This is a genomic window from Pseudomonas sp. B21-012 (assembly GCF_024749305.1).
Lineage (GTDB): Bacteria > Pseudomonadota > Gammaproteobacteria > Pseudomonadales > Pseudomonadaceae > Aquipseudomonas.
In genome coordinates this window covers 5217404-5242544 of sequence record NZ_CP087197.1, presented here as the reverse complement: position 1 = coordinate 5242544, position 25141 = coordinate 5217404, and the positions used below count along the sequence as shown (strand labels likewise).

21 protein-coding genes are annotated in these 25141 nt (G+C 60.9%); 10 read left to right on the top strand and 11 right to left on the bottom strand.

The annotated features are described in order from the left end of the window. Positions 1-42: 42 nt before the first annotated feature. The 4 genes from LOY37_RS24020 to LOY37_RS24005 are packed head-to-tail and all read left to right on the top strand — an operon-like array spanning position 43 to position 7781. Positions 43-252, top strand: a complete 210-nt coding sequence (locus LOY37_RS24020) for an AlpA family transcriptional regulator (protein ID WP_258715873.1) — start codon at positions 43-45, stop codon at positions 250-252. After that, positions 249-3173 carry an ATP-dependent DNA helicase gene (locus LOY37_RS24015; protein WP_258715872.1) on the top strand — a complete coding sequence of 975 codons (2925 nt, stop codon included), beginning with the start codon at positions 249-251 and terminating at the stop codon, positions 3171-3173. The genes LOY37_RS24020 and LOY37_RS24015 overlap by 4 nt, the downstream gene beginning before the upstream one ends. Further along, the gene (locus tag LOY37_RS24010) at positions 3170-5107 is read left to right on the top strand and encodes a site-specific DNA-methyltransferase (protein WP_258715871.1); all 1938 of its coding nucleotides are present in this window, start codon (positions 3170-3172) and stop codon (positions 5105-5107) included. The genes LOY37_RS24015 and LOY37_RS24010 overlap by 4 nt, the downstream gene beginning before the upstream one ends. Further along, the gene (locus LOY37_RS24005) at positions 5097-7781 is read left to right on the top strand and encodes a TnsA endonuclease N-terminal domain-containing protein (RefSeq protein ID WP_258715870.1); all 2685 of its coding nucleotides are present in this window, start codon (positions 5097-5099) and stop codon (positions 7779-7781) included. Before LOY37_RS24010 ends, LOY37_RS24005 begins: the two co-directional genes overlap by 11 nt. A gap of 448 nt (positions 7782-8229) precedes the next feature. On the opposite strand, the gene LOY37_RS24000 is transcribed toward LOY37_RS24005, so the two are convergent. Continuing rightward, on the bottom strand, positions 8230-8940 hold the full coding sequence (locus LOY37_RS24000; RefSeq protein WP_258715869.1) for an XRE family transcriptional regulator: 711 nt from the start codon (positions 8938-8940) through the stop codon (positions 8230-8232). A gap of 407 nt (positions 8941-9347) precedes the next feature. Here LOY37_RS24000 and LOY37_RS23995 point away from each other — a divergent pair, with 407 nt between their 5' ends. Then, positions 9348-9629, top strand: coding sequence for a hypothetical protein (locus tag LOY37_RS23995; protein ID WP_258715868.1), 282 nt, complete (start codon positions 9348-9350; stop codon positions 9627-9629). Next, entirely contained in the window at positions 9626-9706 is an 81-nt protein-coding gene (locus LOY37_RS27680; protein WP_408980734.1) for a DUF3077 domain-containing protein, read from the top strand. The genes LOY37_RS23995 and LOY37_RS27680 overlap by 4 nt, the downstream gene beginning before the upstream one ends. Before the next feature lie 173 nt (positions 9707-9879). Here LOY37_RS27680 and ppa read toward each other — a convergent pair whose 3' ends face one another. From ppa to LOY37_RS23955, 8 genes are all read right to left on the bottom strand, one after another. Next, complete coding sequence (ppa, locus tag LOY37_RS23990; RefSeq protein ID WP_007933577.1) at positions 9880-10407, bottom strand: inorganic diphosphatase; 528 nt, start codon at positions 10405-10407, stop codon at positions 9880-9882. 91 nt (positions 10408-10498) lie between these two features. Then, positions 10499-11314, bottom strand: coding sequence for a zinc-dependent peptidase (locus LOY37_RS23985; RefSeq protein WP_123565101.1), 816 nt, complete (start codon positions 11312-11314; stop codon positions 10499-10501). 9 nt (positions 11315-11323) lie between these two features. Beyond that, on the bottom strand, positions 11324-11974 hold the full coding sequence (locus tag LOY37_RS23980; RefSeq protein WP_038998563.1) for a DedA family protein: 651 nt from the start codon (positions 11972-11974) through the stop codon (positions 11324-11326). Between the two features lie 211 nt (positions 11975-12185). Beyond that, the gene (locus tag LOY37_RS23975) at positions 12186-12644 is read right to left on the bottom strand and encodes a GNAT family N-acetyltransferase (RefSeq protein WP_123565102.1); all 459 of its coding nucleotides are present in this window, start codon (positions 12642-12644) and stop codon (positions 12186-12188) included. A 94-nt stretch (positions 12645-12738) separates the two neighbouring features. Beyond that, positions 12739-13563: an ethanolamine ammonia-lyase subunit EutC gene (gene eutC / locus LOY37_RS23970; protein ID WP_093379147.1), complete on the bottom strand. Its 825-nt coding sequence runs from the start codon at positions 13561-13563 to the stop codon at positions 12739-12741. 11 nt (positions 13564-13574) lie between these two features. Then, positions 13575-14969: an ethanolamine ammonia-lyase subunit EutB gene (locus tag LOY37_RS23965; protein ID WP_195885119.1), complete on the bottom strand. Its 1395-nt coding sequence runs from the start codon at positions 14967-14969 to the stop codon at positions 13575-13577. A gap of 51 nt (positions 14970-15020) precedes the next feature. Further along, positions 15021-16469, bottom strand: a complete 1449-nt coding sequence (gene eat / locus LOY37_RS23960; RefSeq protein ID WP_045199911.1) for an ethanolamine permease — start codon at positions 16467-16469, stop codon at positions 15021-15023. Between the two features lie 110 nt (positions 16470-16579). Beyond that, positions 16580-18100, bottom strand: coding sequence for an aldehyde dehydrogenase family protein (locus tag LOY37_RS23955; protein ID WP_123565105.1), 1521 nt, complete (start codon positions 18098-18100; stop codon positions 16580-16582). 266 nt (positions 18101-18366) lie between these two features. On the opposite strand from LOY37_RS23955, the gene LOY37_RS23950 reads away from it, so the two are divergent. The 4 genes from LOY37_RS23950 (at position 18367) to LOY37_RS23935 (ending at position 22615) form a co-directional block, all read left to right on the top strand. Continuing rightward, positions 18367-20289, top strand: coding sequence for a sigma-54-dependent Fis family transcriptional regulator (locus LOY37_RS23950; RefSeq protein ID WP_258715867.1), 1923 nt, complete (start codon positions 18367-18369; stop codon positions 20287-20289). Positions 20290-20355: 66 nt separating this feature from the next. Then, positions 20356-21705 (top strand): UDP-N-acetylmuramate:L-alanyl-gamma-D-glutamyl-meso-diaminopimelate ligase, encoded by a 1350-nt coding sequence (gene mpl, locus LOY37_RS23945; RefSeq protein ID WP_195885117.1) that lies wholly within the window; start codon positions 20356-20358, stop codon positions 21703-21705. After that, positions 21702-22331 carry a flavin prenyltransferase UbiX gene (gene ubiX / locus LOY37_RS23940; RefSeq protein WP_258715866.1) on the top strand — a complete coding sequence of 210 codons (630 nt, stop codon included), beginning with the start codon at positions 21702-21704 and terminating at the stop codon, positions 22329-22331. The genes mpl and ubiX overlap by 4 nt, the downstream gene beginning before the upstream one ends. Then, complete coding sequence (locus LOY37_RS23935) at positions 22328-22615, top strand: YceK/YidQ family lipoprotein (RefSeq protein ID WP_093379169.1); 288 nt, start codon at positions 22328-22330, stop codon at positions 22613-22615. Before ubiX ends, LOY37_RS23935 begins: the two co-directional genes overlap by 4 nt. 67 nt (positions 22616-22682) lie before the next feature. Here LOY37_RS23935 and LOY37_RS23930 read toward each other — a convergent pair whose 3' ends face one another. Further along, positions 22683-23324, bottom strand: coding sequence for an oxidoreductase (locus LOY37_RS23930; RefSeq protein ID WP_045199893.1), 642 nt, complete (start codon positions 23322-23324; stop codon positions 22683-22685). A 26-nt stretch (positions 23325-23350) separates the two neighbouring features. Next, positions 23351-25084 carry a C13 family peptidase gene (locus LOY37_RS23925; RefSeq protein WP_258715865.1) on the bottom strand — a complete coding sequence of 578 codons (1734 nt, stop codon included), beginning with the start codon at positions 25082-25084 and terminating at the stop codon, positions 23351-23353. Positions 25085-25141 lie beyond the last annotated feature (57 nt).

Genomic DNA, 25141 nt, shown 5'->3' with positions numbered 1-25141 from the left:
TGGCAGTAAACTAAGCACTCCGCAAATGAAATGGGAAAGCCGATGAGCGACCAGCCAGACGAGATCCTCACGATTGATGAGGTTTCTGCCTTTTTGAAGGCAGGCAAGCGCACGGTCTACCGCCTGGCCGCCAGTGGCAAGCTCCCGGCGTTCAAGCTCGGCGGCACTTGGCGCTTTCGGCGCAGCGATCTAGATAACTGGATTGCCAGTCGCATTGGCAAGGCGATGGTAGACGACGAGGGCACTGAATGACCTCCAGCGCCAGTGCCTCCGTCCTCGAGTCAAAGGCCAACCCCCAGCAACTTGAAGCCATCCTGACCACCGATGGCCCAGTGCTCATCATCGCCGGGCCCGGATCTGGCAAGACCTTCACGCTGGTTGAGCGCATCGTCTACCTCATCACCCACAAAGGCATCGCACCCGAATCGCTGCTGGTCGTCACCTTCACTGACAAGGCCGCGCGAGAGCTGACCACTCGCATCTCCAACCGGCTGGCCGAGCTGGACATCCAGTTCAACCTCAACGAAATGTACCTCGGAACCTTTCACGCCATCTGCCTGCGGTTGCTGGAGGATTACCGCGAATTCACCCGGCTTAAGCGCAGCTTCACGCTATTCGACCAGTTCGACCAGCAGTACTTCCTCTACCAGCACATCAAGGGCTTCCGTGAACTGCCCGATGCCCAACTCGTGATAGGTGATGACAAGACGGGGCGCTGGGCTCAGTCGGAGAATTTGCTCAAGTGGCTCAATAAAGTCAGTGAGGAGGCGCTCAGTACGGCGACTCTCGCGGCGGCACCGGAAGTAGAAATCCGCGCGCTGGCTACCTGCTTTGCCAAGTACCAGGAACTTCTCAGCGAGCACAACTCGCTGGATTTCTCCGGCATCCAGTACGAGGCGCTGCAATTGCTGGAAAAACGCCCTGAAGTGCTGGCGCAACTGCGCGAGAAGCTCACTCACCTGATGGTGGACGAGTACCAAGACACCAACACTATTCAGGAACGCATTCTTCTGTTGCTGGCGGGCGAGCGCCGCAATCTGTGTGTAGTGGGAGACGACGACCAGGGCTTGTACCGCTTTCGCGGGGCCACCATCCGTAACATTTTGGAGTTCCCGAAGCTGTTCGACAGCGGCCAGTGCAAGCAGGTCAAGCTCACCGTCAACTACCGCTCTCACCCGGACATCATCCGTTTCTATAACGAGTGGATGAAGGAGCAGATTTGGGGCGACGGCACCCATGTCTTTCGCTTTGCCAAGCAGATCGTCCCCCGCGAGGACGACTTCCCCGACCTGCCCACGGCAGTGCGGCTGGCTGCCAAGGATGACAGCGGCGAAACTACCAACTGGCATGCCGAGGTGTTGGCCTTTCTCTACGGTCTCAAGGACTCGGGCCAACTTGCGGACTGGAATCAGGTAGCCTTTCTGTTTCGCTCTGTTAAGAATGACAAGGTAGTCGCGCTGGCGCGCTTCCTTGAAACCCAAGGCGTGCCGGTGTTCTCGCCTCGCTCGAACATGTTCTTTGGGCGCGAGGAAATCCGTTTGATGATTGGCGCGCTGATCTTCCTATTCCCGCAGTTTCCCAAGGTAAGAGCGTGGGCTGAGGGTGTCACGCTGCCCATTTGGGACTACTACGATCAGCTTTGTTTCAAACCCTTCATTGACGAGCTTCGCAAATCTGAGAACAAGGCGCTGCTTGACTGGGCGCGCCCTCTGGCAAAGCGCCACGCTCTGCTAACGAAGAACACCGACTACGCTTTTTCCAGCTTGTTCTATCAACTGCTGCAATTCCCGCTGTTCTCGCGATTCCTCACCGATGAGGCCTTACAAGGCGTGGATAAGGGGCGCGCGGCGCGCAATTTAGGCACCTTCTCCAAGCTGCTTACCAAGTTCGAGTACCTGCACTTTGTCAGCGTGCTCAACCCCGAGTGGTTGGAAAAGAATCTGCGTGATCTGTTCAACCAGTTCCTGCGCTTTTTGCATGACGGCGGCATCGGCGAATACGAGGATGAGGCTGAGTACGCGCCCAAGGGGTGCGTCTCCTTCCTCACCACTCACCAGTCAAAAGGGTTGGAGTTTCCGGTGGTGGTATGCGGTTCGCTGGAAGCGGTGCCTCGCAAGCAATACAGCGCGCTCGACGTATTGCTGGAAGATGGCGGTTACCTTTCCAAAGAGCGCTTCGAGCCGCTCGACCACATAAAGAATTTCGACTTTCGGCGACTGTTTTACACCGCCTTCTCGCGCGCGCAGAACCTGCTGGTGCTGGCCGCGCAGGAGAAGCAAGGACACGGCAAGTCGCCGTCAAAATACTTTGAACGGTTGTTCTATGAGCTGCCCAGTTGGCGAGATGTGAATCTCGCTGCGCTCACCTTCGAGGCTGTGAAGCAGATCAACCTCAAGCGCGAATACTCCTTTACGTCGCACATCACCGTTTTCGAGAACTGCGCGGAACAGTATCGCTTCTTCAAGGATTTGGAGTTCACACCGATCCGCGAAAGCCCGATGCTGTTCGGTACGCTTGTGCACCAAACCATCGAGGATATTCACAAGACTGTGCTACGAGGCGAAGAATCCACCATAACCTTTGATTGCATCGAAGGCTGGTTTTCGACGAACTACGCCATGCTATCGAGAAAGGAGCGAGTCTACCTTGCGCCCTCCTCGCAACAAGCAGCGCTGCTGCACGTACTGCGTTACTACGAGCGCGAGAACAAACACTGGGATCGCATCAAGGAAGCGGAAGTAGAAATCTCGCTCATCAAGGAGCATTACATCTTAAAGGGCAGCGTCGACCTAATTCGGGGCGAGAACGACACAGTAGAGATCGTAGACTTCAAGTCGGAGAAAAAGCCCGACATGGAGAAAGATCGGGATCGCCTGCGCCAGTACCAGCACCAGCTGGAGGTTTACGCTCACTTGGTAGAAGAACGCACCGGCCAGAAGGTTAGTCGGATGCATCTTTATTACACCGGCGAAGACGGCGGCAACCCCTATGTGTCGTTTACCAAGGACGACCGCTCCATCGGAAAAACCATCGCACGCTTCGACGACATCGTCGCACGCATCGAACGGCAGGATTACCAGATCGCAGCACGCCCGACCAAGCTGTGTCAGAGCTGCGACATCCGTGCCTACTGCGATAACAAGAATTGGAAATTTAGGAACAACGACAAATGAGTGATAACCCTCTTTCGCAGGCCAGCCTGCAACTGACCACACCCGACGGAGGCACTACCAACGTCGATAAATATGAGTTTGGGCCGATAAAGGGTTACCCGATGCTCAACTGGCGCGGTAAGCGCCCGTTCACCTCCACCCAGTATTACCCGGCGCAGTTGAAGGAAGTCCACGGCGAAGAAGTGGGTGGCTGGCGCAACAAGATCTTCTGGGGCGATAACCTGCAAGTGATGAGTCACCTGCTGAAGGAATTCCGAGGCAAGGTTGATCTGATCTACATCGATCCGCCATTTGATTCGAAGGCGGATTACAAGAAGCGTATCAGCCTCAAGGGCGGCTCGGCAGAGGGTGACCAAAGTTCGTTCGAGGAAAAACAGTACGGCGATATTTGGAACAACGACGAATACCTACAGTTTCTGTATGAGCGGCTGGTGCTGCTGCGCGAACTGTTGACGGACAGCGGCTCAATCTATGTCCATTGCGACGCTAACCGTGGGCACTACATCAAGTGCCTGATGGATGAGGTGTTTGGCGTGGGGAATTTCCGGAACGAGATAATCTGGAAGCGAACAAGTGCACGAGCTGACTCCAGCACCTACAACCATGTTCACGATACGATTTTCTTTTACACCAAGACCGAATCATTCACTTGGCACAAGCAGTTCACCGAGCACAGTGAGGCGTACCTTAAAAGCAAGTACAGCAGCGTCGATAAGGAAGGGCGCAAGTACCGGTTGGATAACATCACCAGCCCGAATCCGCGGCCCAACATGACGTATGAGTGGAAGGGGTTTCCACCGCCAGCAAATGGTTGGAGATACAGCCAAGAGAAGATGGCTGAACTAGATGCACAAGGCCGAATTTGGTATCCGAATGTCAAAACCAAGCGACCACAACTGATTCGCTACTTGGATGAGTCGGATGGTCGTCCGCTGGATTCGGTGTGGACGGACATCTTCCCGGTCAACTCGCAGGCGAGTGACCGACTCGACTACCCCACCCAAAAACCCATTGATCTAATGGACCGCATCATCAAAGCGTCCTCAGATGCCGGCTCGCTCGTGTTTGATTGCTTCATGGGCTCGGGCACGACTCTAGAGGCCGCGATGCGCCTTGGCCGTCGCTTTATCGGCGCGGACATTAACCTGGGTGCCATACAGACGACGGCAAAGCGCCTGATTAGCGTTTCCGGAAATTTGAGTCAGATGCCGATTCATGAAGCCAAGCACTTTACCGGCTTTGAACTACATAACGTCAATCACTACGACATTTTCCGCAATCCTGTTCAGGCCAAGGAGCTGTTGATCGAGGCACTGGAAGTACAGAGGCTGGAGTTCAGTACTGTGTTCGACGGCGAAAAGGACGGCCGCATGGTGAAGATCATGCCGGTCAACCGCATCGCTACGCGCGCAGACCTGAACGAGTTGGTCGCAGGTTTTGACTACAAAGCTTGGGAGCGCAAACAAAACGAGTCCCCGAATCGCCCAGTCGAGAAGATCACCCTCGTCTGCATGGGCCATGAGTCGGACTTGGCCGCGAGACTGGAGCTGGCCGCTAAACCATTCAAGATCGACGTGGAAGTGGTGGACATCCTGCGCGACAAGGCCAATCTAGAATTCAAGCGTGAGTCGCAGGCTAAGGTCTCCATCAAGAACGGCGAATTAGTGGTCGAGCGCTTCTACCCGATGAACCTGCTGCAAAAGCTCTCGCGACAGAAAGAAAATGTCGAGGATTGGAAGGAGATGGTCGAGTCGGTGTTGATCGACTGGAATTACGATGGCGCAGTGTTGCAACCCGCAGTAGTGGACATCCCCGGCAAGAACGTTCTGGTCAAAGGCGCTTACAAAGTGCCGGAGGAAGCTGGCACCATTCGCGTGAAGATCACTGACCTGCTTTCGGAATCCTGGGAAGGGAGCGTGAGCCATGGCGACTAAGCGTGTAGCCAAAGCGGCAAGCGCGTCGCTCGACTTCGCCTTCTTCCAGTTCCTCTGGCAATTTTACCAAGGCAACCGGGGCGCGATCCGCCAGCACTATAAGGAGCTGACGCGCAAGTTTCTCGACTTTAACAACCCGGAGCGAAACCCCAAAGCTTTCCTGCGTCAGCCGCAGTTCGAGGCGCTGGAAACCTACATCTTCCTGAAAGAGTTCCTCGGCAACGCCAAAGTCGAAGAAATCTTCCAGCAATGGTTCCAGAAGCAAGGCCGTTTTGCCGACCGCGCCGAAGGAGGTGTGGTGTCGGGTGGTGGGGGCCAAGTGGGCCTCTTCGACAAGATTACGCAGGATCAGTACAAGGCCGTGTTCGCGGCAATGCGCAAGAACTCGCGCACCTACCCGAACTACATCTTCGCGCTGACGATGGGTACTGGTAAAACCATCCTGATGGCGACCTGCATCTTCTACGAGTTCCTGCTCGGCAACAAATTCGAGAAGGACGCACGCTACTGCCACAACGCCTTGGTTTTCGCGCCGGATAAGACTGTGTTGCAATCGTTGAAGGAAATCGAGTCCTTTGACCTAGCCCATGTGGTGCCGCCGGAGTATGTCCACTTCCTGACCACGCACCTGCGCTTTCACTTCCTCGAAGAAGCGGGAACCTCGCTGGACACGTTGGATCGCTCGCGTTTCAACATCATCGTCTCCAATACGCAGAAGATCATCCTCAAGCGCCAGCATAAGGAGAAGACGCCTGCCGCCAAGCTGTTCGGCGCGAGCGGCGAAACCTTCGCTGCTTCCGGTGTCTATGCGGATGCCGCAGATCTCTACAGCTTCGATCAACCGGAAGAAGTAGGCGAACTAACCACTAACCAGCGCTTCGAGAAACTACGCCGTTTGGAACAGCTCGGTATCTTTGTGGACGAGGCCCATCACGCCTTTGGCAAGGCTTTAGCCAAGGACATGGGCGTGGGTGCGAAAGAAACCGACACCAGTTTGCGCACCACCATCGACATCCTCGCCGCCAGTCTGAACGCGGCGGGCACACGAGTGGTGGCCTGTTATAACTACACAGGCACGCCGTATGTGGGGCGCGAAGTGTTGCCCGAGGTGGTCTACGCCTACGGCCTAAAGGAAGCCATCGATAAGAGCTTCCTCAAGAAGGTGACACTGCACGGCTACGCAAATACGCGCACCGACGAGTTTGTCGACATCGCCATCGAGAACTTTCTAAAGGAAACGGACGGGTTGCGACCCGAAGGACTTTCCCCGAAGCTGGCATTCTTCGCTTCCACTGTAGAGGAGTTGACTGGCGAGCTGAAGCCAGCCGTGGAGCGGGCGCTGCTCAGGCATGGCATCCCGACCTCGCGCATCCTAGTCAACGTGGGCGATAGCAAAATCACAACCAATGACGACATCCGCGAGTTCAACCGGCTGGACACTGAAGGCTCGGAGAAACAGTTCATCCTGCTGGTCAACAAGGGGCGCGAAGGCTGGAACTGTCGCTCTCTGTTTGGCGTGGGGCTGTTCCGCGAACCCAAGTCAAAGGTGTTTGTGCTACAGGCTACGATGCGCTGTCTGCGTGCCATTGGCCAAGCGCAACACACCGGCCACGTTTTTCTCTCGGAGTCCAACCTCAACACGCTCAACGACGAGCTGCAGCAAAACTTCCACATCAGTGCCAACGAGCTGCAGAAAATCGGAACGGACAAAGAACGCGTGGAAGTGCGGGTGGTCGAGCCCCCTGTAAAACTCAAGCTGGTGCGTGTACGCAAGCTTTATCAGATGCGCGAGAAGGTACTGGTACCTGGTCAGACGCTGGGCATCGACCGCGCCGACAAGGAAAGCTGGAATACGCTGGTCGAGAAGTACCGCCTGATCGAAACGCAACAAGACGGATTGACCGCTGCCGATGCGGCACGTGCCTCCGGTAGTCGAACTTTCGACCTGACCTCACGCCGGGAAAAACGTACCTTCTCACAGCTTTCGCTGGTGGCCGAGGTGTCTCGCTATCTGAATCGAAGCCCCTTAGAGATCGAGGAGATACTCGACGCGACCAGCGAAGGCACCGACGAACTGGTGGCCATCACCAACGAGTTCAACGAACTGCTCTACGACGAGATCATCCCACGCCTTTTCCGTCTGCTGTTTGATCTTGACGAGTATGAGAAGAAGGACGAGTACGAGGTCGACCTGATCAAAGCGCCTGCTACCGGCTACTACGAGGTGTCGGCAGCGAAGGACAAGATCGTCCGGATGAACGACGCGCAGATCAAGGACGAGGAGCGCGCCAAGAGCTTCCACCTCGACACCTACTGTTTCGATTCGGGCTCGGAGAACTGGCTCTTTTGGGACCTGCTGCGCGAACAGCGGGTGAGGAAGATCTACTTCACCGGAATGCTGACACACGGTCAGTCCGACTTCTTTATTCAGTACATCGACCCGGACTCACGCACCGTGCGCAGCTACTATCCTGACTTCATCTTCCAGCGTGAAGAGCCGGATGGCAGCCTAAAGTACGTCATCGTCGAGGTGAAAGCCGACAACCAGATTGAAGATGCCGTGGTGCAGGCCAAAAAGGACTTCGCCCAGCAAATTGCCGTGGCCAGTGGGATGGAGTACCGAATTCTCAAGTCGTCGGATGCTGACAAGCGGCATTTTCGAGTGTTGCTTTAAATAAGGGCGGTAGCGCGGGAGGTGGGGCTAGAGTCTCAGCCTCCTGAGCCCGACGCATGATACAGATGGGCTTTTCTTCCGACGTTGAATAGCCGACACCAACCATGTTCGTCGAATGCGAAGCGATCGGGCTTTGGCACCAACCCAGTGTTTGAGTGTGGGTCAAAGTGTGGGTCAAGAATAGCGTTTTGTATAAGGCCCTTATTTTGCTTGGATTTCAGGCATTAAAAAGCCGGCTTGTGGCCGGCTTCCGGGGACGGGCTTGGCTAATTTTTGGTAAGCCGCAACCGCCTTAAAATCGTTGCTCCGGCGCTGGGGCCGGGAGGTGGCGGGCAAGCTGTGGAGTGCCGCGCCAGGGCCGCGGACGGGCTGGGCCGTCGGGCTAAATGTGCGGCGTAGCATACTGGGATTGGCCGGTGATGCCCAGCAAAAAATCACTGGCCGGTGCTCAGCCCGGGCGGCTGTCGCGCAGGTGGCCCCACCAGAATACCCAGCCCAGGACTTCCAGATGCTGGGTCTTCAGTTGCGCCGGGCTGTAGGTTTCGGTGGGATATTCGTCGCTGTCCTGGCTGTGCAGGCGCAAGGCGCCGTTGGCGCGGCGGCTGAGGCTGTTTATGCGCAGGCGGCCGTTGTGCAGCAAGGCATAGATTTCGCCTTCGACCACCCGGGTCAGGCTGCGGTCGACGGCCAGGGTGGTGCCGCGTGGCAGCAGCGGGCTCATGTTGTGCCCGGGCATGCTCAGGCACAGGGCATCGCCCGGGTCGACGCCGACGGCGTCGAGGGCACGCAGCGGCAGGCGCAGGTAACGGTCTTCGACCGGTTTTAGCTGGCGGGTCTGGATGCTGTAGAACGGCACCTGGATGTCGTTGTAGCTGTGTGCCGCCAGCGCGCTGGCATCGGGGCCTTCGACGCCGGGGCGGGCGGCCTGGCTGTTGAGGCGCGGCAAGGGGTTGGGGTGCTTGGGGCCTTCGCCATTGCGCAGCCAGCGGCTGCGCACGCACAGCAGTTCGGCGATTTCATCCAGCCGGGCGAGGGGCACGCCGCGCTTGAACCAGTTGTTGACGTGCTGCGGCGTGACCTTGCGCTGCGCGGCAAAGTCGGAAGGGGACAGGTTGCACTCGCTCAGGAGCGCTTTGAGACGATCACCGGATGTATTCATGAGGCCCGAGTGTAGTGGGCTCGTACAGCAGGGGCTATAAACGCGAAGTTCATTTTCAAGGCTGAAAAATGGCTGGATTACAGGTGGTTGCTTAGGCTCGCGTAGGAGGTTTCTCGGCAAAAAAATCCACTTGAATGACGTTCGGAACTATCCTACGCACGCTGCTGCCTTTTCACTGTTGTGATAAAGGTGCTACAGGGTTAGTTTCCTCGGGTCGCTACGTTGGCGACCGGGTGTGAGAGCTCGAGTAGATAGTAGAAGCAGCTAGTTATGGCAGCTGTGCGCGGGCAGACCTCGGTCTGGCCGGGTTTCCTATGTCTACCGGTCTCTCACCCCGCGTACGGCTGCCACCCTAATCCTGTGAGAGGGATGCGGAGGTAGCTCCTGATAGATATAGGAGGTACGTCATGAAGAAGATCGTCCCCGACCCACCGTATTCCGATATATCTCGCAACAACATCACCACCCCCTACTTCTCCATCCACAGCGACCTGATTCCTTCTGATTCCCTGGCCTATGCCAGCGAACTGCTGCGCGGTATCCATGAAACCACCGACGAATTCTGCCGAGCCCATGCCAACGAACCCGGCCAGGGCATGCTGGTGAATGTGCTGCATTCGGCCGAGATGGCCAGGGCGTTGGTCGAGCATGTGCTGAGCAAGCTGCTGGCCGTGAAGACGGCGACATGATATGGGCCGCTTTTTATCTGAGCGGGCTCGCCAAGGCGATTGTTGATGATGTGGGTTTGGGAATGAATAGGGCTTAAGAAGGTAGCTGTCTTTGCTGTGGGAGCGGGCTTGCCCCGCGATGCGATGTGGCTGACAGTCGGCTATCGCGGGACAAGTCGAGGCGTCGCACCGCCGCTCCTACCTTGATGGGTTGTTCTTGCCCTGAAACAAAAAGCCCCGCGTGTGCGGGGCTTTTTGCTCAAGCGCTTGCTTAGCCTTTGTAAGCGGCAACCGACTTGGTGATCGCAGCGCGGGCGGCGTCAGCGCCATCCCAGCCTTCGATCTTGACCCACTTGCCTTTCTCGAGATCTTTGTAGTTCGCGAAGAAGTGCTCGATCTGCTGGATCAGCAGGGCTGGCAGGTCGGTGTATTCTTTGACGTCGACGTACAGTTGCGACAGTTTGTCGTGCGGTACGGCGATGACTTTGGCGTCGCCGCCGCCGTCGTCGGTCATGTTCAGGATGCCGACCGGACGGGCGCGGATGACCGAGCCTGGCGCTACCGGGTACGGGGTAACAACCAGCACGTCGAGGGGGTCACCGTCGTCGGCCAGGGTGTTGGGGATGTAGCCGTAGTTGGCCGGGTAGAACATCGGGGTAGCCATGAAACGGTCAACGAACAGGCAGTCGCTGTCCTTGTCGATCTCGTATTTGATCGGCGCGTGGTTGGCTGGAATCTCGATGGCGACGTAGATGTCGTTCGGCAGGTCTTTGCCAGCCGGAATCTTGCTGTAGCTCATTGGGCAGTGCCCCCATGTTTGGCCAAAAATTGGTCGCGATTATAGGCACATTCCAGCGCGCTTGCCACGCCCGGGCGGATGTCCGGCAGGCTCAGTCCTGCGCGTCCTGGTAATGCGGGTGGTGGCGCTGCAACTGCTGCAGGCGGGCCAGCGGGTCCTGGCGGTAGAAGCCGCGCAATTGCTGGTACACCGCGGGGTAGGCGTCGTTGAGCAGGTCCGGGGCGCTGAAGAAGTATTCGCAGGTGACGGCGAAGAATTCTGCCGGGTTTTCCGCGGCATAGGGGTCGATGGCGGTTTCGGCGTCGGGGTTGCGGTCGAGCTGGGCGTTGAGGTCGTCAAAGGCCGCTTGCATGACCTGGGCCCAGTCGCTGACGCGCAGGTCGCTGTGCAGCGGCGGCAGGCCGTTGGCATCGCCATTGAGCATGTCGAGCTTGTGCGCCAGTTCGTGGATCACCAGGTTGTAGCCTTCCCAGCCGCCACTGGCCAGCACGCCAGGCCAGGCCAGGATCACCGGGCCCTGCTGCCAGGCTTCGCCGCTGTGCTCGCCGTCCCATTCGTGTTCGATGCCGCTGGCGTCGCGATGGCGCTGGGGGCTTACGAAGTCGTCGGGGTAGAGGATGATTTCGTGAAAACCCTGGTACCAGTTCAGCTCGCCCAGGTGCAGCAGCGGCAGTTGCGCCTGGGCGGCAAGAAACAGCCGCTGCTCGCCGTCCAGTTCGACCCCGGGCAGGGCAGTCAGGTGCTTGCTATCGAGGAACAACACGCAGGCTTCACGCAGCCATTGGTCTTCTTCGTCGCTCAGGCCATCGAGCATCGGCAGGCGCTCGCGCACCCGCTGCCAGCGCTGCGGGTCGAGCGGGTGTCGGGCCAGGGTACGGCGACGGCGCCAGGCGCTCAGCGACCACATAAACCGGGCTTAGTGAACCTTGGCTTCGTTGCGGCCCATGCGGCTGCGCACGATGCCGATGATCATCGGCACCAGCGACAGCAGGATGATGGCGACGATCATCAGCGACAGGTTCTGCTTGATGAACGGCACGTTGCCGAAGAAGTAGCCGAGGGTGACCAGGCCGCCTACCCAGAGCACGGTGCCGGCGACGCTGAAACCGAGGAAACGCGGGTAGTGCATTTTGGCGATGCCGGCGACGAACGGCGCAAAGGTGCGCAGGATCGGCAGGAAGCGCGCCAGGGTCACGGTCTTGCCGCCATGACGCTCATAAAAGTCGTGGGTCTGCTGCAGGTAGTCGCGGCGGAAGATCTTCGAGTTGGGGTTGCGGAACAAGCGTTCGCCTGCTGTTCGGCCAATCACGTAATTGGTGCTGTCGCCCAGGATTGCCGCCGCCATCAGCAGGCCGCCGAGCAGCACCGGGTCCATACCGCCGCCTGCGGCCACGGCGCCGGCGATGAACAGCAGGGAGTCACCCGGCAGGAACGGCATGACCACCAGACCGGTCTCGCAAAAGATCACCAGGAACAGGATCGCGTAGATCCACGGGCCGTAGTTGTTGACCAACAGGTCCAGGTAGGCGTCGAGATGCAGAATAAGGTCCAGCGGGTTGAAATCCATGTACAGCACCTTGTGTTCTTGACCCGGGCGACGGGCTTGCGATGGCTGGCAGTGCGAATGCGGACGGTCGCTACCCGGAAGATGGGTAAAGTTTCACACACAATGAAGAGGCGCATTATACGGCTACGAACAGATTGTGCCTGCGCAGTTTGTAGCGGCGGATGTCGAATGGATGTGAACGGCAGGCATCGCGCCTGCCGTTGCGCCCGGATCAGTCCGAGTGGATAGGCAGGATGTAGCTCTTGAACTCGGTGTCTTCGTGAAATCCGATGGACTCGTAGGTTTTCATCGCCACTTCGTTGTCGCTGCTGGTCGATACCCGCAGGCGCACGGCGTTGGTTTCCTTGGCCAGCTTCTTGGCTTCGCGCATCAGGTGGTCGGCCACCAGCATGCGCCGGGAGTCTTCGGCGACATAGATGTCGTTGAGAATCCACACGCGCTTGAGCGACAGCGACGAGAAGCTTGGGTAGAGCTGGCAAAAGCCCATCAGTTTGCTGTCGTCATCGTCCGGCAGGGCCAGGTAGATGATCGACTCGCCACGCTCCAGGCGTTTTTCCAGGAACGAGCGCGAGGAGTCCGGATAAGGCAGCTGGCCGTAGAACTCGCGGTATCTGACGAACAGCGGGGCAAGCAGGTCCAGATGTTCCAGGGTTGCTTTGATGATTCGCATAAGCAGGCCTCAGGGTCCATGGGAGTTTGCGGCGAATCGCCGGCAGCCTTGGCAGATGCTGCCTGAAAGCAATTAGAAAGCGCAATCTACGATCTCAAGGTTTACTCAACAGGAAATTTCCGCTTTTCGGCGTATCGGTGTCTGACTCAAGGGTTTGCACCTGGGCTTCGTCCTTCAGATTGACCCCCGACAACTGCCGCCGACAGGCCTCGCGCATCAGGTACAGCAGGCGGTGGGCGGCCATGCCGTAGCTCAGGCCTTCCAGGCGCACGTTGGAGATGCAGTTGCGGTAGGCGTCGGTGAGGCCGACCTTGGGGTTGTAGGTGAAGTACAGCCCGAGGCTGTCCGGCGAGCTCAAGCCCGGGCGTTCGCCGATCAGGATCACGGTCATTTTCGCCCCGAGCAGCTCGCCCACTTCATCGGCCACCGCCACCCGGCCTTGTTCGACCAACACCACCGGTGATGTCGACCAGCCGTCGGCGGCGCTCTGTTCTTCCAGGCGGGCGAGAAACGGCAGGGTATGGCGATGCACGGCCAGGGCCGAGAGACCGTCGGCAACCACGATGGCCAGATCGACGCCGCCGGGGTTGGCCTGGGCGTGTTCGCGCAGCCGTTGTGCTGAATCTTCGTGCAGGCGGCGCCCCAGATCGGGGCGTTGCAGGTAGCTGTGACGATCGGCGGCGGCGCTGTGCAGCAGCAGGCTTTCACGTCCGCGCTCGCTCAATTGCTGGCGCAGGCCGGCATGGTCGAAGGCCAGGTGCACGGCATCGCGGGCCTGGGCGTGGGCGAACTGAAAGTCCAGCTGGGCGCCGGTTGGCAGGCTGGTGCCGGTGCGGCCCAGGGCGATGCGCGCCGGGGTCAGGCGGCGCAGTTCCAGCCAGGGGTTGGCGCTGTTGTCGTGTTGGGGAGTGTTGGCCATAGTCGACTCGCTTATCCCAGTTGCGCCAGGGCCTGGCGGAAGGCCGGTGGCAGGTTGTCACCGAAACGCACCCGGCCATCGGCCTGGGTGAAGATGCCCATGCGCGCCAGCCAGCTTTCGAACTCCGGCGCAGGCTTGAGGCCCAGGGTTTGGCGGGCGTAGAGCGCATCATGGAATGAAGTGGTCTGGTAGTTGAGCATGATGTCGTCGGAGCCGGGGATGCCCATGATGAAGTTGATTCCGGCAACACCCAGCAGGGTCAGGAGCATGTCCATGTCGTCCTGGTCGGCTTCGGCATGATTGGTGTAGCAGATGTCGCAGCCCATGGGCACGCCCAGCAACTTGCCGCAGAAGTGGTCTTCAAGCCCGGCGCGAATGATCTGCTTGCCGTTGTACAGGTACTCCGGGCCGATGAAACCGACCACGGTGTTGACCAGAAACGGCTTGAAATGGCGGGCCACGGCGTAGGCGCGGGTTTCGCAGGTCTGCTGGTCGACGCCATGGTGGGCGTTGGCCGAGAGGGCGCTGCCCTGGCCGGTCTCGAAGTACATCAGGTTCTGCCCGAGGGTGCCGCGGTTGAGGCTCAGGCCAGCGTCGTAACCCTCCTTGAGCACATTGAGGTTGATGCCGAAGCTGGCGTTGGCCGCTTCGGTGCCGGCAATCGACTGGAACACCAGGTCCAGCGGCACGCCGCGGTTGATCGCCTCGATCGAGGTGGTGACGTGGGTCAGCACACAGGCCTGGGTGGGGATGTCATAGCGCTGGATAATGGCGTCGAGCATCTCCAGCAGGGCGCAGATCGAGGCAATGCTGTCGGTGGCCGGGTTGATGCCGATCATCGCATCGCCATTGCCGTAGAGCAGCCCGTCGAGAATGCTCGCGGCAATCCCGGCCGGCTCGTCGGTGGGGTGGTTGGGTTGCAGGCGGGTCGAAAGCCGCCCGCGCAGGCCCATGGTGCCGCGAAAGCGGGTGACCACGCGGATCTTCTGCGCCACCAGCACCAGGTCCTGCACGCGCATGATTTTCGACACGGCCGCAGCCATTTCCGGAGTCAGGCCCGGGGCCAGGGCACGCAGGGTGTCTTCATCGGCGGCTTCGCTGAGTAGCCAGTCACGCAGCCCGCCGACGGTCAGGTGGCTGACGGCGGCAAAGGCATTGGCATCATGGGTGTCGATGATCAGCCGGGTGACTTCATCGTCTTCGTAGGGGATCAGCGCTTCAGTCAGAAAATGCTTGAGCGGGATGTCGGCCAGGGCCATCTGCGCCGCCACCCGTTCGCCGTCGTTGCTGGCGGCGACACCGGCGAGAAAGTCACCCGAACGCGCCGGGCTGGCCTTGGCCATGACTTCCTTGAGGCTGTCGAAACGGTAGGTCTGGTTGCCTGCCGTGTGAACAAAACTTGCCATACAGACTCTCCAGAACGCCGCAGGGCTGGCCTGCGGCGTAGGTGGCGTTGATCAGTGCAGGGCCTCTTCGGCCTTCTGGATCGCGGCGAATTCTTCTTCCGGGGTCCCGGCGACCAGGTGGTGCCGGCTGTAGAAAGCAAAGTAGGCAATCAATACCGCATAAATCGCCGCGGCGCCAATCACTACCCGTGGGTCGACCAGAAAGCCGGCCACCACCGCGATGCAGGCCAGCACCAGGGCCACGCCCGAAGTGAAGATGCCGCCCGGGGTGCGATACGGCCGCTCCATTTTTGGCCGACGGATGCGCAGGGTGATGTGCGCGGCCATCATCAGTACATAAGACAGCGTAGCGCCGAACACCGCGACCAGGATCAGCAGGTCGCCCTGGCCGGTCAGCGACAGGCCAAAGCCGATGATCCCGGGGATCACCAGGGCCAGTACCGGCGCTTTGCTCTTGTTGGTTTCCGAGAGCTTGCGTGGCAAGTAGCCGGCACGCGACAAAGCAAAAATCTGCCGCGAATAGGCGTAGATAATCGAGAAAAAGCTGGCGATCAGGCCGGCCAGGCCCACCAGGTTGACGAAACCGCCCATCCAGGTCGAACCGCCGTAGGCTTTCGACAGCGCCTCCACCAACGGGTTACCGGAGGCTTTGAGCGCCTCGGCACCGGCACCACCCGGGCCGACCACCAGGATCAGCAGGGCAAAGGCCAGCAACACCAGCATGGCGCCGATCAGGCCGCGGGGCAGGTCGCGCTTGGGGTTCTTGGTTTCTTCGGCAGCCAGCGGCACACCTTCGACGGCGAGGAAGAACCAGATCGCGTAAGGGATCGCCGCCCATACCCCGACATAGCCGAACGGCAGGAAGCTGCTGGCGCCGACGGCGTCGGTCTGGGCTATATCGAACAGGTTGTTGACGTCGAAGTGCGGCACCATCGCCACCAGGAACACGCCCAGGGCAATGGCGGCCACGGCGGTGATGATGAACATCAGCTTGAGCGCTTCACCGACCCCAAAAATGTGGATGCCGATGAAGATGATGTAGAAGGCCAGGTAGATCATCCAGCCGCCGATGCCGAACAGCGACTGGCAGTAGGCGCCGATGAACACGGCAATGGCCGCCGGGGCAATCGCGTATTCGATGAGGATCGCCGTGCCGGTGAGAAACCCGCCCCAGGGCCCGAAGGCGCTGCGGGCAAAACCGTAGCCACCACCGGCGGTAGGGATCATCGACGACAGCTCGGCCAGCGAGAAGCACATGCACAGGTACATGGTCGCCATCAGCAAGGTGGCGAGGAACATGCCGCCCCAGCCACCCTGGGCCAGGCCGAAGTTCCAGCCGGCATAGTCGCCGGAAATCACGTAGGCAACGCCCAGGCCCACCAGCAATACCCAGCCGGCGGCGCCCTTTTTCAGTTCACGTTGTTGGAAATAGTCGGAGCCGACCTTTTCGAAGTCGACAGAAGAGCCTGCCGGCACGCTGCCGGTATGATCGCTTGGCATAGGATTCACCTGTTGTTTTTATCAATACCGGCGGGTGCCGGTTTGTCTGGTGATGGTCTTGCAGGAAGCGAGCCAGCGCGGCCCCGGTTCGAAGCCGCGCTGTATCTCGTTTAGAAGAAGCCCAGCGGGTTGATGTCGTAGCTGACCAGCAGGTTTTTGGTTTGCTGGTAGTGATCGAGCATCATCTTGTGGGTTTCACGGCCGACACCGGACTTCTTGTAGCCACCGAACGCGGCGTGGGCCGGGTACAGGTGGTAGCAGTTGGTCCAGACGCGACCGGCCTTGATGCCGCGGCCCATGCGGTAGGCGCGGTTTATGTCGCGGGTCCAGACTCCGGCGCCGAGGCCGAACTCGGTGTCGTTGGCAATCGCCAGGGCTTCGGCTTCGTCCTTGAAGGTGGTGATGCTCACCACCGGGCCAAAGATTTCTTCCTGGAACACGCGCATCTGGTTGGTGCCCTTGAGCAGGGTCGGCTGGATGTAATAGCCGGTCGAGAGGCTGCCTTCGAGTTTTTCCACCTTGCCGCCGGTGAGCAGTTCGGCGCCTTCCTTCTCGGCGATTTCCAGGTACGAGAGGATCTTGTCGAACTGTTGCTCGGAGGCCTGGGCGCCGACCATGGTGTCGGTGTCCAGCGGGTCGCCGCGCTTGATCTGCTTGATCTTCTTCATCACCTCTTGCATGAACGCCGGGTAGATCGACTCCTGCACCAGTGCTCGCGATGGGCAGGTGCACACTTCGCCCTGGTTGAAGAATGCCAGCACCAGGCCTTCGGCGGCTTTCTCGATGAAGCTCTGCTCGGCCTGCATGATGTCTTCGAAGAAGATGTTCGGCGACTTGCCGCCCAACTCGACGGTTGACGGAATGATGTTCTCGGCGGCGCATTTCATGATGTGCGAACCGACCGGGGTAGAGCCGGTAAAGGCGATCTTGGCGATGCGCTTGCTGGTGGCAAGGGCTTCACCGGCTTCGCGGCCATAACCTTGCACCACGTTGAGCACGCCAGGCGGCAGCAGGTCGCCGATCACCTCCAGCAGTACGCTGATACCCAGCGGGGTTTGCTCGGCCGGCTTGAGTACCACGCAGTTGCCGGCGGCCAGGGCCGGGGCGAGTTTCCACGCGGCCATCAGGATCGGGAAGTTCCACGGGATGATCTGGCCGACCACACCCAGTGGTTCATGGATGTGGTAGGCAACGGTGTTGCCGTCGATTTCGGCGGCGCTGCCTTCCTGGGCGCGCAGGCAACCGGCGAAGTAGCGGAAATGGTCGGCAGCCAGCGGGATGTCAGCGTTGAGGGTTTCGCGGATGGCCTTGCCGTTGTCCCAGGTTTCGGTGATGGCCAGCAGTTCGAGGTTCTGTTCGATACGGTCGGCGATTTTCAGCAGGATCAGCGAACGTGCCTGCACCGAGGTTGTGCCCCAGGCATCAGCGGCGGCGTGGGCGGCATCCAGGGCTTTTTCGATGTCTTCGGCAGTCGAGCGGGGGAATTCGGCGATCAGCTGGCCGTTCACCGGCGAGGTGTTTTCGAAGTACTGGCCTTTGACTGGGGCAACGAACTCGCCACCGATGTAGTTCCCGTAACGGCTCTTGAAGGAAACCTTGGCGCCTTCGGTACCGGGATGTGCATAACGCATGATGTTTCTCCTGGCTATTGTGCTTGTTGGGGAGGATGTAAAGCATAGAGCAAGGGTTGGGCCAGTGTCGGCGACCCCAGGTAAATCAAGGGCTTGACAGCTTTTTACGCAGGTGCAGGAAGGGCGCTGTAGCGGCGCCGGTACAGCCTGGGTGACACTTTGTACCGTTGCTGACACAAAGCGTGACCCGGCGGTCAAGCCAGCATTGCATTGCGCCGACGGGTGGAGGATGCTGGGCTTATCTCGTCTGCGGAGAACAATAAAAAGTGCAGAGCAATCACCTTAGCCGGCATGCCCGGCAAGTCCTCACCGTGACCCAGGGCAAGGCCCTGGCACAGGGCCCCGGCAGCGATCCGTCGATTGCCCGTTCCTGGCTGCGTTGCCTTGAGGACTATCACCTGGATCCGGCCCAGAGCATGGCCCCGACCGTGCTCGAGCACGGCCGCGTGCTGGAAAGCCGCGAGCGCTTGCAGCAGGTATTGCAGATCGCCGGCAACGAGATGAACAGCCTGCACCAGCAGCTGTCCGGTGCCGGCCATGCGGTGCTGCTCACCGATGCCCGCGGGGTCATCCTCAATTGCGTCACCGCGCCTTCCGAACGGCGCATCTTCGAGCGCGCCGGGCTGTGGCTGGGTGCCGACTGGAGCGAGGCACGTGAAGGTACCAACGGCATCGGCACCTGCCTGGTCGAGCGCCAGGCGGTAACCATCCACCAGGATGAGCACTTTCGTGGCCGTCATACCGGCCTGACCTGCTCGGCCAGCCCGGTGTTCGACCCGCACGGCGAGTTGCTGGCGGTGCTCGATGTGTCGTCTGCCCGCGCTGATGTTTCGCGCCAGAGCCAGTTTCACACCATGGCGCTGGTCAACCTCTCGGCGAAGATGATCGAGAGCAGCTACTTTTTGCGCTATTTCGATAACCAGTTCCTCCTGCGCTTTCATCTGCAGGCCGAATCGGTAGGAATGTTCAGCGAAGGGCTGCTGGCTTTTGATGGCGACGGGCGGATCTGCGCGGTCAACCAGAGCGCCTTGAACCTGCTGGGCACCATCCGTGGCGGTGTGCTCGGCAAGCCTGTGGATATGTTCTTCGATTGTGCCCAGGACGAGCTGTTCAGCCGCGCCACTGCCCAGGCCAACACCAGTTGGCCATTACGCACCCGCGATGGCCGGGTATTGTTCGCCAGTCTGCGCGGCCAGGTGCGTTCGCTGCCGCCGGCAGCGGCGCCGTTTGTTGCCCCGGCGAAAACCTCGCAGCCCGGTGGTATCTGCCTGGTCGATCCGGCCCTGCAGAACGATTTTCGCCGGGCCGTTCGTGTGTTCGAACGCGATGTGCCATTGCTGCTGCGCGGCGAGACCGGTTGCGGCAAGGAGGCCTTCGCCAAAGCCGTGCACCAGGCCAGCCAACGCAGCAGCAAGGCGTTTGTCGCGCTTAACTGTGCGTCGATCCCCGAGAGCCTGATCGAGAGCGAGCTGTTCGGCTATCGCGGCGGCAGTTTTACCGGGGCGCGCAAAGAGGGCATGCGCGGCAAGCTGCAGCAGGCCGACGGTGGCACGCTATTGCTGGACGAGATCGGCGACATGCCGCTGGCCCTGCAGACCCGTCTTTTACGCGTGCTCGAAGACCGCATGGTGGTGCCCATCGGCGGCGAACCGCAGGCCGTCAACGTGCGCATCATCAGCGCCAGCCACCGCAACTTGCTCGAGCGGGTCGAGGATGGCAGTTTCCGCGAAGACCTTTACTACCGTCTCAACGGCCTGGAAATCGATCTGCCGGCCTTGCGCGAGCGCAGCGACAAGTCGCAGTTGCTCGACTTCATCCTGGCCGAAGAGGCCGGTGAGCAAAGCGTAAGCCTGGACTCTGCGGCGCGCCGGGCGTTGCTCGACTTCGCCTGGCCGGGCAACGTGCGCCAGCTGCGCAACGTCCTGCGTACCTTGGTGGCGCTGAGCGAAGAGGGGCACATCGAGTTTGCCGACCTGCCGGCGGTCGTTCGCCAGCCGCCGGCACTTATCAAAAGCTCCTCACCTGTGGATAACCCCGCGCCGCTGCTGGACAGCGCCGAGCGCAACGCCTTGCTGGCAGTACTGGAGCAGCAGCGCTGGCACATGACCCATGTCGCCGCGCAGTTAGGGGTTAGCCGTAATACCTTGTATCGAAAACTTCGCAAACACGGCATCGCCCGGGACGCCTGAGCGAAACACAGGATGCGATTTGTCGCGCCCTAGGCTACCCTGCCTCGACGTTTTGCGAGGTCGATCATGCACATTCATATTCTCGGTATTTGCGGCACTTTCATGGGTTCGCTGGCCGTGCTGGCCAAGGAGCTTGGCCATCGGGTCACCGGCTCCGATGCCAACGTCTACCCACCGATGAGCACCCAGCTTGAAGCCCAGGGCATCGAACTGACCCAGGGCTATGACGCCGCCCAACTGGACCCGGCGCCCGACCTGGTGGTGATCGGCAACGCCCTGTCGCGGGGCAACCCGGCAGTCGAGTACGTACTGAACAAGGGCCTGCCCTACGTGTCGGGGCCGCAGTGGCTGGCCGACCACGTGCTGCAAGGCCGCTGGGTGCTGGCGGTTGCCGGCACCCATGGCAAGACCACCACCAGCAGCATGCTTGCCTGGGTGCTGGAGCACGCCGGCATGAGCCCGGGCTTCCTGATCGGCGGCGTGCCGCAGAATTTCTCGGTCTCGGCGCGCCTGGGCGGCACGCCGTTCTTCGTGGTCGAGGCCGATGAATACGACAGCGCCTTCTTCGACAAGCGCTCGAAGTTCGTGCACTACCGTCCCCGTACCGCGATCCTCAATAACCTTGAGTTCGATCATGCGGATATCTTCCCAGACCTGGCCGCCATCGAGCGACAGTTCCACCACTTGGTGCGAACCATTCCAAGCGAAGGCCTGGTGATCCATCCGACCACCGAGCCGGCCCTTGAGCGCGTCATCAAGATGGGCTGCTGGACGCCGGTGCAGACCACCGGTGAAGGCGGGCAGTGGCAGGTCAAACTGCTCAGCGCCGACGGTTCGCGTTTCGAAGTCAGCTTCGAAGGCGCAACCCAGGGCGTGGTCGAGTGGGAGCTGACCGGCCAGCACAACGTCGCCAACGCCCTGGCTACTTTGGCGGCGGCGCGTCATGTCGGCGTGGTGCCGGCCATGGGTATTGCCGCATTGAGCGCGTTCAAGAGCGTCAAGCGGCGGATGGAAAAGGTTGCTGAAGTACAGGGCGTGACCATCTATGACGACTTCGCTCACCACCCGACCGCTATCGCCACCACCCTCGACGGCTTGCGCAAACGCATCGGCGATGCTCCGCTGATTGCCGTGATCGAGCCGCGCTCCAACTCGATGAAGCTCGGCGCCCACCGTGATGGCCTGCCCGAGAGCGTCAACGATGCCGACCAGGTGATCTGGTACGCACCGCCGAACTTGGGCTGGGACCTGGCCGCCACCGCCGCCGAATGCAAGGTGCCGGCTGTGGTGGCCGACAGCCTTGAAGCGATCATCGAACGGGTCAAGAGCCAGGCCAAGCCCGGCACCCAGGTGGTGATCATGAGCAATGGCGGCTTCGGCGGCCTGCACGGCAAGTTGGCCGAGGCGCTGAAATGAGCGGGCCGGAACGCATCACCCTGGCCATGACCGGGGCTTCGGGGGCGCAGTATGGGCTGCGCCTGCTCGATTGCCTGGTGCGCGAAGACCGCGAGGTGCATTTTCTGATCTCCAAGGCCGCGCAACTGGTGATGGCCACCGAGACTGATGTGTTGCTGCCGGCCAAACCGCAAGCCATGCAAGCCTTCCTCACCGAGTACACCGGCGCTGCCGCCGGGCAGATCCGCGTGTATGGCAAGGAAGACTGGATGTCGCCGGTCGCCTCGGGCTCCGGCGCGCCGGGGGCGATGGTGGTGGTGCCGTGCTCGACCGGGACCTTGTCGGCGATTGCCACCGGCGCCTGCAACAATCTGATCGAGCGGGCTGCAGACGTGACCCTGAAGGAGCGTCGGCAGTTGATCCTGGTGCCGCGTGAGGCACCGTTCTCGACCATCCACCTGGAGAACATGCTCAAGCTGTCGAACATGGGCGCGGTGATCCTGCCGGCGGCGCCGGGCTTTTATCATCAGCCGCAGACCATCGACGACCTGATCGACTTTGTTGTTGCACGGATCCTCAACCTGCTGAACATTCCCCAGGACATGCTGCCGCGTTGGGGCGAGCATCATCTGGGCGCGGATGAATGAAGCGCCTGCTGGGCGTGATGCTGCTGTGCGTGATGGCTAGCGGTTGCGCCAGTGTGCGCACCCTGGACGCGGCCAAACCGGGGGCGCCGGTGGTATATGCCGGTACGCGCCTGGATCTGTATGCGTTGCAGGGCGGTTGTTGCGCCATTGACCGCTTTGGCGCCGAGGCGCCGAAGTATCCCGGGCTGGACCTGCCGGGCAGTGCCTTGCTTGATACCGTGCTGCTACCGCTGTCGGTATTGACCGCGCTGGGAATTGGCTTTCAGGCGACGGGCGGGTTGTAGCGGCTGGCCTGATCGCGGGGAAAGCCCGCTCCCACACACTCTGTGGGAGGGGGTTGCCCCGCGATTGCTACTTGCCCAACCGGCGCAATTCATCCGACTCGACAATCCGGATCCCGTCCTGCTCTTCCAGCGCCAAACGCCACAGCGCCCTGGCCAGTTGGCAGGCCTCGATGCCCCGGTACTTGCCCGGGATCAGCTTCGACAGCGGCCCGGCCAAGCGTTCCGACATCCGCGGTTCGATGCGGTCACCCAGCAGCAGCGAAGGCCGGGCGATGGTCAGTTGCGGCCAGTCCTGGGCCTTCAATGCGGCCTCCATTTCGCCTTTGACCCGGTTGTAGAAGATCGGCGATCTGCGGTCGGCGCCCAGGGCGCTGACCACCAGCAGGTGCCGCGCGCCCATCTCCCGGGCGCGCTTGCCGAAGGCGACGACCATGTCCAGGTCGACCGCGCGAAAGGCCGGCTCGGACCCTGCCTGCTTGATCGTGGTGCCCAGGCAGCAGAAGGCGATGTCGACGCGACCTGCCAGTTGCGGGAGGAACACCGCCGGGTCACCCACCGGGTTTTCCAGGTGCGGGTGTTCGGCCAGTGGGCGACGGGTGGGGGCCAATACGCGGCTGACGGTGGGCTCGTTGAGCAGCCGATCAAGTAAGTGTTCACCGGTAAGACCGGTGGCTCCGGCAAGCAGGATGTGCTGAGGCGTCAAGTACATGATGTCTCTCCCTTGATACAGTCAGCTTAGTGGTTGCCAGCATTTTTTGCATGCTCGGCCTGTTGCTTGCCCGCATCACTTTGCAAGGCTTTGCGCGCTTGTTGCTGGCGCAGGCGCTGCCAGTGATCGAGTACGCCCTTGGGTGCCCAGATCTGCGGCTCGGAGGCATCGAAGCCTTCAATGGCCTCGCGCTCGGAGACGCTGGCGCTGGCCCGCTCGAAGGCCTGCTGCAGGTCGTCGGTCTGGTTCAGGGCCTGGGCGAACAGGGCGTCGCCAAAGTAGGTGAAGTCGGCTTCTTCGGAGCAGCCGAACGACACCCGGTCGGCGCGCGAGGCGGTCATGATCAGGGTCCGCTCGTCTTTGAGCGGGGCGATATAGCCGCCTGAATAACAGGCCGAGATGACAATGATCTTGTCGCGGTCTTTCAAGGGCGCCAGGGTCGTGGCCAGGGCATCGGCGGGCAGGTCTGCCAGTTGCAGGCGCGGCTGGTCGAGTACCAGTTCGTGCTCGTGGCTGCCGTGGCTGGTCAGGTAGATGAACACCAGGTCTTCCGGGCCGCTGCGTTCGGCCAGGGTGCGCACGGCGCGGGCAAGGTTCTCGCGGGTGGCCATGGGCCGGTCGCTGAGGTGGTCGCGGTGGTTGACCAGGCTGATCTGGCCGACCGCGCCAAAGCGGCTCTTGAGCATGTTGCTGACGTAATCGGCCTCGCGCAGGAACACGCTCTGTTTGCCATCGCCCCCCAGGGCCAGGCTGTAGAGTTCGATGTCCGGGGTCGAGGCCGGCACCTTGGCCAGCGCTTGGTCGAGCAGGCCGCCCTGGTTGAGCAGCGCCAGTTCCAGTGGGTCGGGCAGCAGTTTGCCGTGCTCGTCGCGCACGCGCTGGCCATTGAGCCACTGGCCGCTTTCATTGCGCCCGTCGAGCAGGGTCAGGCGGCCGTTGCCCTGGTAGGTGTCGTTCTCGAAGCCGCCGACATAGACACTGCCGTCCGGCAACTGCAGGCGCCCGTTACCGGAAAACCGCCAGTCGCGAAAATAACCCTTGTAGTGGCTGCCGTCGCTGCCGATCAGCTCGCCCTTGCCGCTGAGCGAGCCGTCCTTGAACTGGCCGATCCACACGTCACCATCAGTGTTTTCGTAACGGCCGCGGCCTTCCAGGCGGTTGTCATGGAAGGCACCGATGTACTGGTCGCCTTCGGCGCTGTTGAAGGTACCGCTGCCTTCGAGCTGGCCGTTGACGAAACGGCCGCTGAACTGGTTGCCGCTGGCGTCGCTGCGGATGCCTTCGCCATTGGGTTTGCCGCGGGCGAACAGGCCCTGGTACTGGCTGCCGTCAGCCAGTTCGAGATGGCCGGCGCCGTGGTACTGATCGTCCTTGAACTGGCCACGGTAAAGCAGGCCGGGTTCCCTGAGGGTGCCTTCGCCGTCGCGGCGGCCGAGCTTGAACCCACCGGTGTAGCTGCTGCCCGGTGTTTTCAGGGTGCCCAGGCCGTGGAACAGGCCCTGCTGGAACCCGCCGCGGTAGACCTCGCCATTGCTGCCATGCCATTCACCCTGGCCATGCCACTGGCCATTGAGGAAGTTGCCCTTGTACCAACTGCCGTTGGGGTAGTCGATGCGCCCGGCACCTTGCAGCAGGCCGTTGACCACCTCGCCCCGATAGCGGCCGCCATCGGGCAGGCGCGCATCAGGCGGCGACAGGGGTTCGCCGTCACCGCAAGCGGCCAGTAGCAGGGTCAGGGCAAGGGGAACGAGTGGGCGCATGGCGGGGTCCGGACAAGTGAGGCCCCGAGTATGCCGTAGAACGCGGGGGGTGAAACA

Bases quoted from the DNA above. Each gene is read 5' to 3' on its own strand.
- LOY37_RS24020 (WP_258715873.1), top strand. From the start codon at position 43: ATGAGCGACCAGCCAGACGAGATCCTCACGATTGATGAGGTTTCTGCC.
- LOY37_RS24015 (WP_258715872.1), top strand. From the start codon at position 249: ATGACCTCCAGCGCCAGTGCCTCCGTCCTCGAGTCAAAGGCCAACCCC.
- LOY37_RS24010 (WP_258715871.1), top strand. From the start codon at position 3,170: ATGAGTGATAACCCTCTTTCGCAGGCCAGCCTGCAACTGACCACACCC.
- LOY37_RS24005 (WP_258715870.1), top strand. From the start codon at position 5,097: ATGGCGACTAAGCGTGTAGCCAAAGCGGCAAGCGCGTCGCTCGACTTC.
- LOY37_RS24000 (WP_258715869.1), bottom strand. From the start codon at position 8,940: ATGAATACATCCGGTGATCGTCTCAAAGCGCTCCTGAGCGAGTGCAAC.
- LOY37_RS23995 (WP_258715868.1), top strand. From the start codon at position 9,348: ATGAAGAAGATCGTCCCCGACCCACCGTATTCCGATATATCTCGCAAC.
- LOY37_RS27680 (WP_408980734.1), top strand. From the start codon at position 9,626: ATGATATGGGCCGCTTTTTATCTGAGCGGGCTCGCCAAGGCGATTGTT.
- ppa (WP_007933577.1), bottom strand. From the start codon at position 10,407: ATGAGCTACAGCAAGATTCCGGCTGGCAAAGACCTGCCGAACGACATC.
- LOY37_RS23985 (WP_123565101.1), bottom strand. From the start codon at position 11,314: ATGTGGTCGCTGAGCGCCTGGCGCCGTCGCCGTACCCTGGCCCGACAC.
- LOY37_RS23980 (WP_038998563.1), bottom strand. From the start codon at position 11,974: ATGGATTTCAACCCGCTGGACCTTATTCTGCATCTCGACGCCTACCTG.
- LOY37_RS23975 (WP_123565102.1), bottom strand. From the start codon at position 12,644: ATGCGAATCATCAAAGCAACCCTGGAACATCTGGACCTGCTTGCCCCG.
- eutC (WP_093379147.1), bottom strand. From the start codon at position 13,563: ATGGCCAACACTCCCCAACACGACAACAGCGCCAACCCCTGGCTGGAA.
- LOY37_RS23965 (WP_195885119.1), bottom strand. From the start codon at position 14,969: ATGGCAAGTTTTGTTCACACGGCAGGCAACCAGACCTACCGTTTCGAC.
- eat (WP_045199911.1), bottom strand. From the start codon at position 16,469: ATGCCAAGCGATCATACCGGCAGCGTGCCGGCAGGCTCTTCTGTCGAC.
- LOY37_RS23955 (WP_123565105.1), bottom strand. From the start codon at position 18,100: ATGCGTTATGCACATCCCGGTACCGAAGGCGCCAAGGTTTCCTTCAAG.
- mpl (WP_195885117.1), top strand. From the start codon at position 20,356: ATGCACATTCATATTCTCGGTATTTGCGGCACTTTCATGGGTTCGCTG.
- ubiX (WP_258715866.1), top strand. From the start codon at position 21,702: ATGAGCGGGCCGGAACGCATCACCCTGGCCATGACCGGGGCTTCGGGG.
- LOY37_RS23935 (WP_093379169.1), top strand. From the start codon at position 22,328: ATGAAGCGCCTGCTGGGCGTGATGCTGCTGTGCGTGATGGCTAGCGGT.
- LOY37_RS23930 (WP_045199893.1), bottom strand. From the start codon at position 23,324: ATGTACTTGACGCCTCAGCACATCCTGCTTGCCGGAGCCACCGGTCTT.
- LOY37_RS23925 (WP_258715865.1), bottom strand. From the start codon at position 25,084: ATGCGCCCACTCGTTCCCCTTGCCCTGACCCTGCTACTGGCCGCTTGC.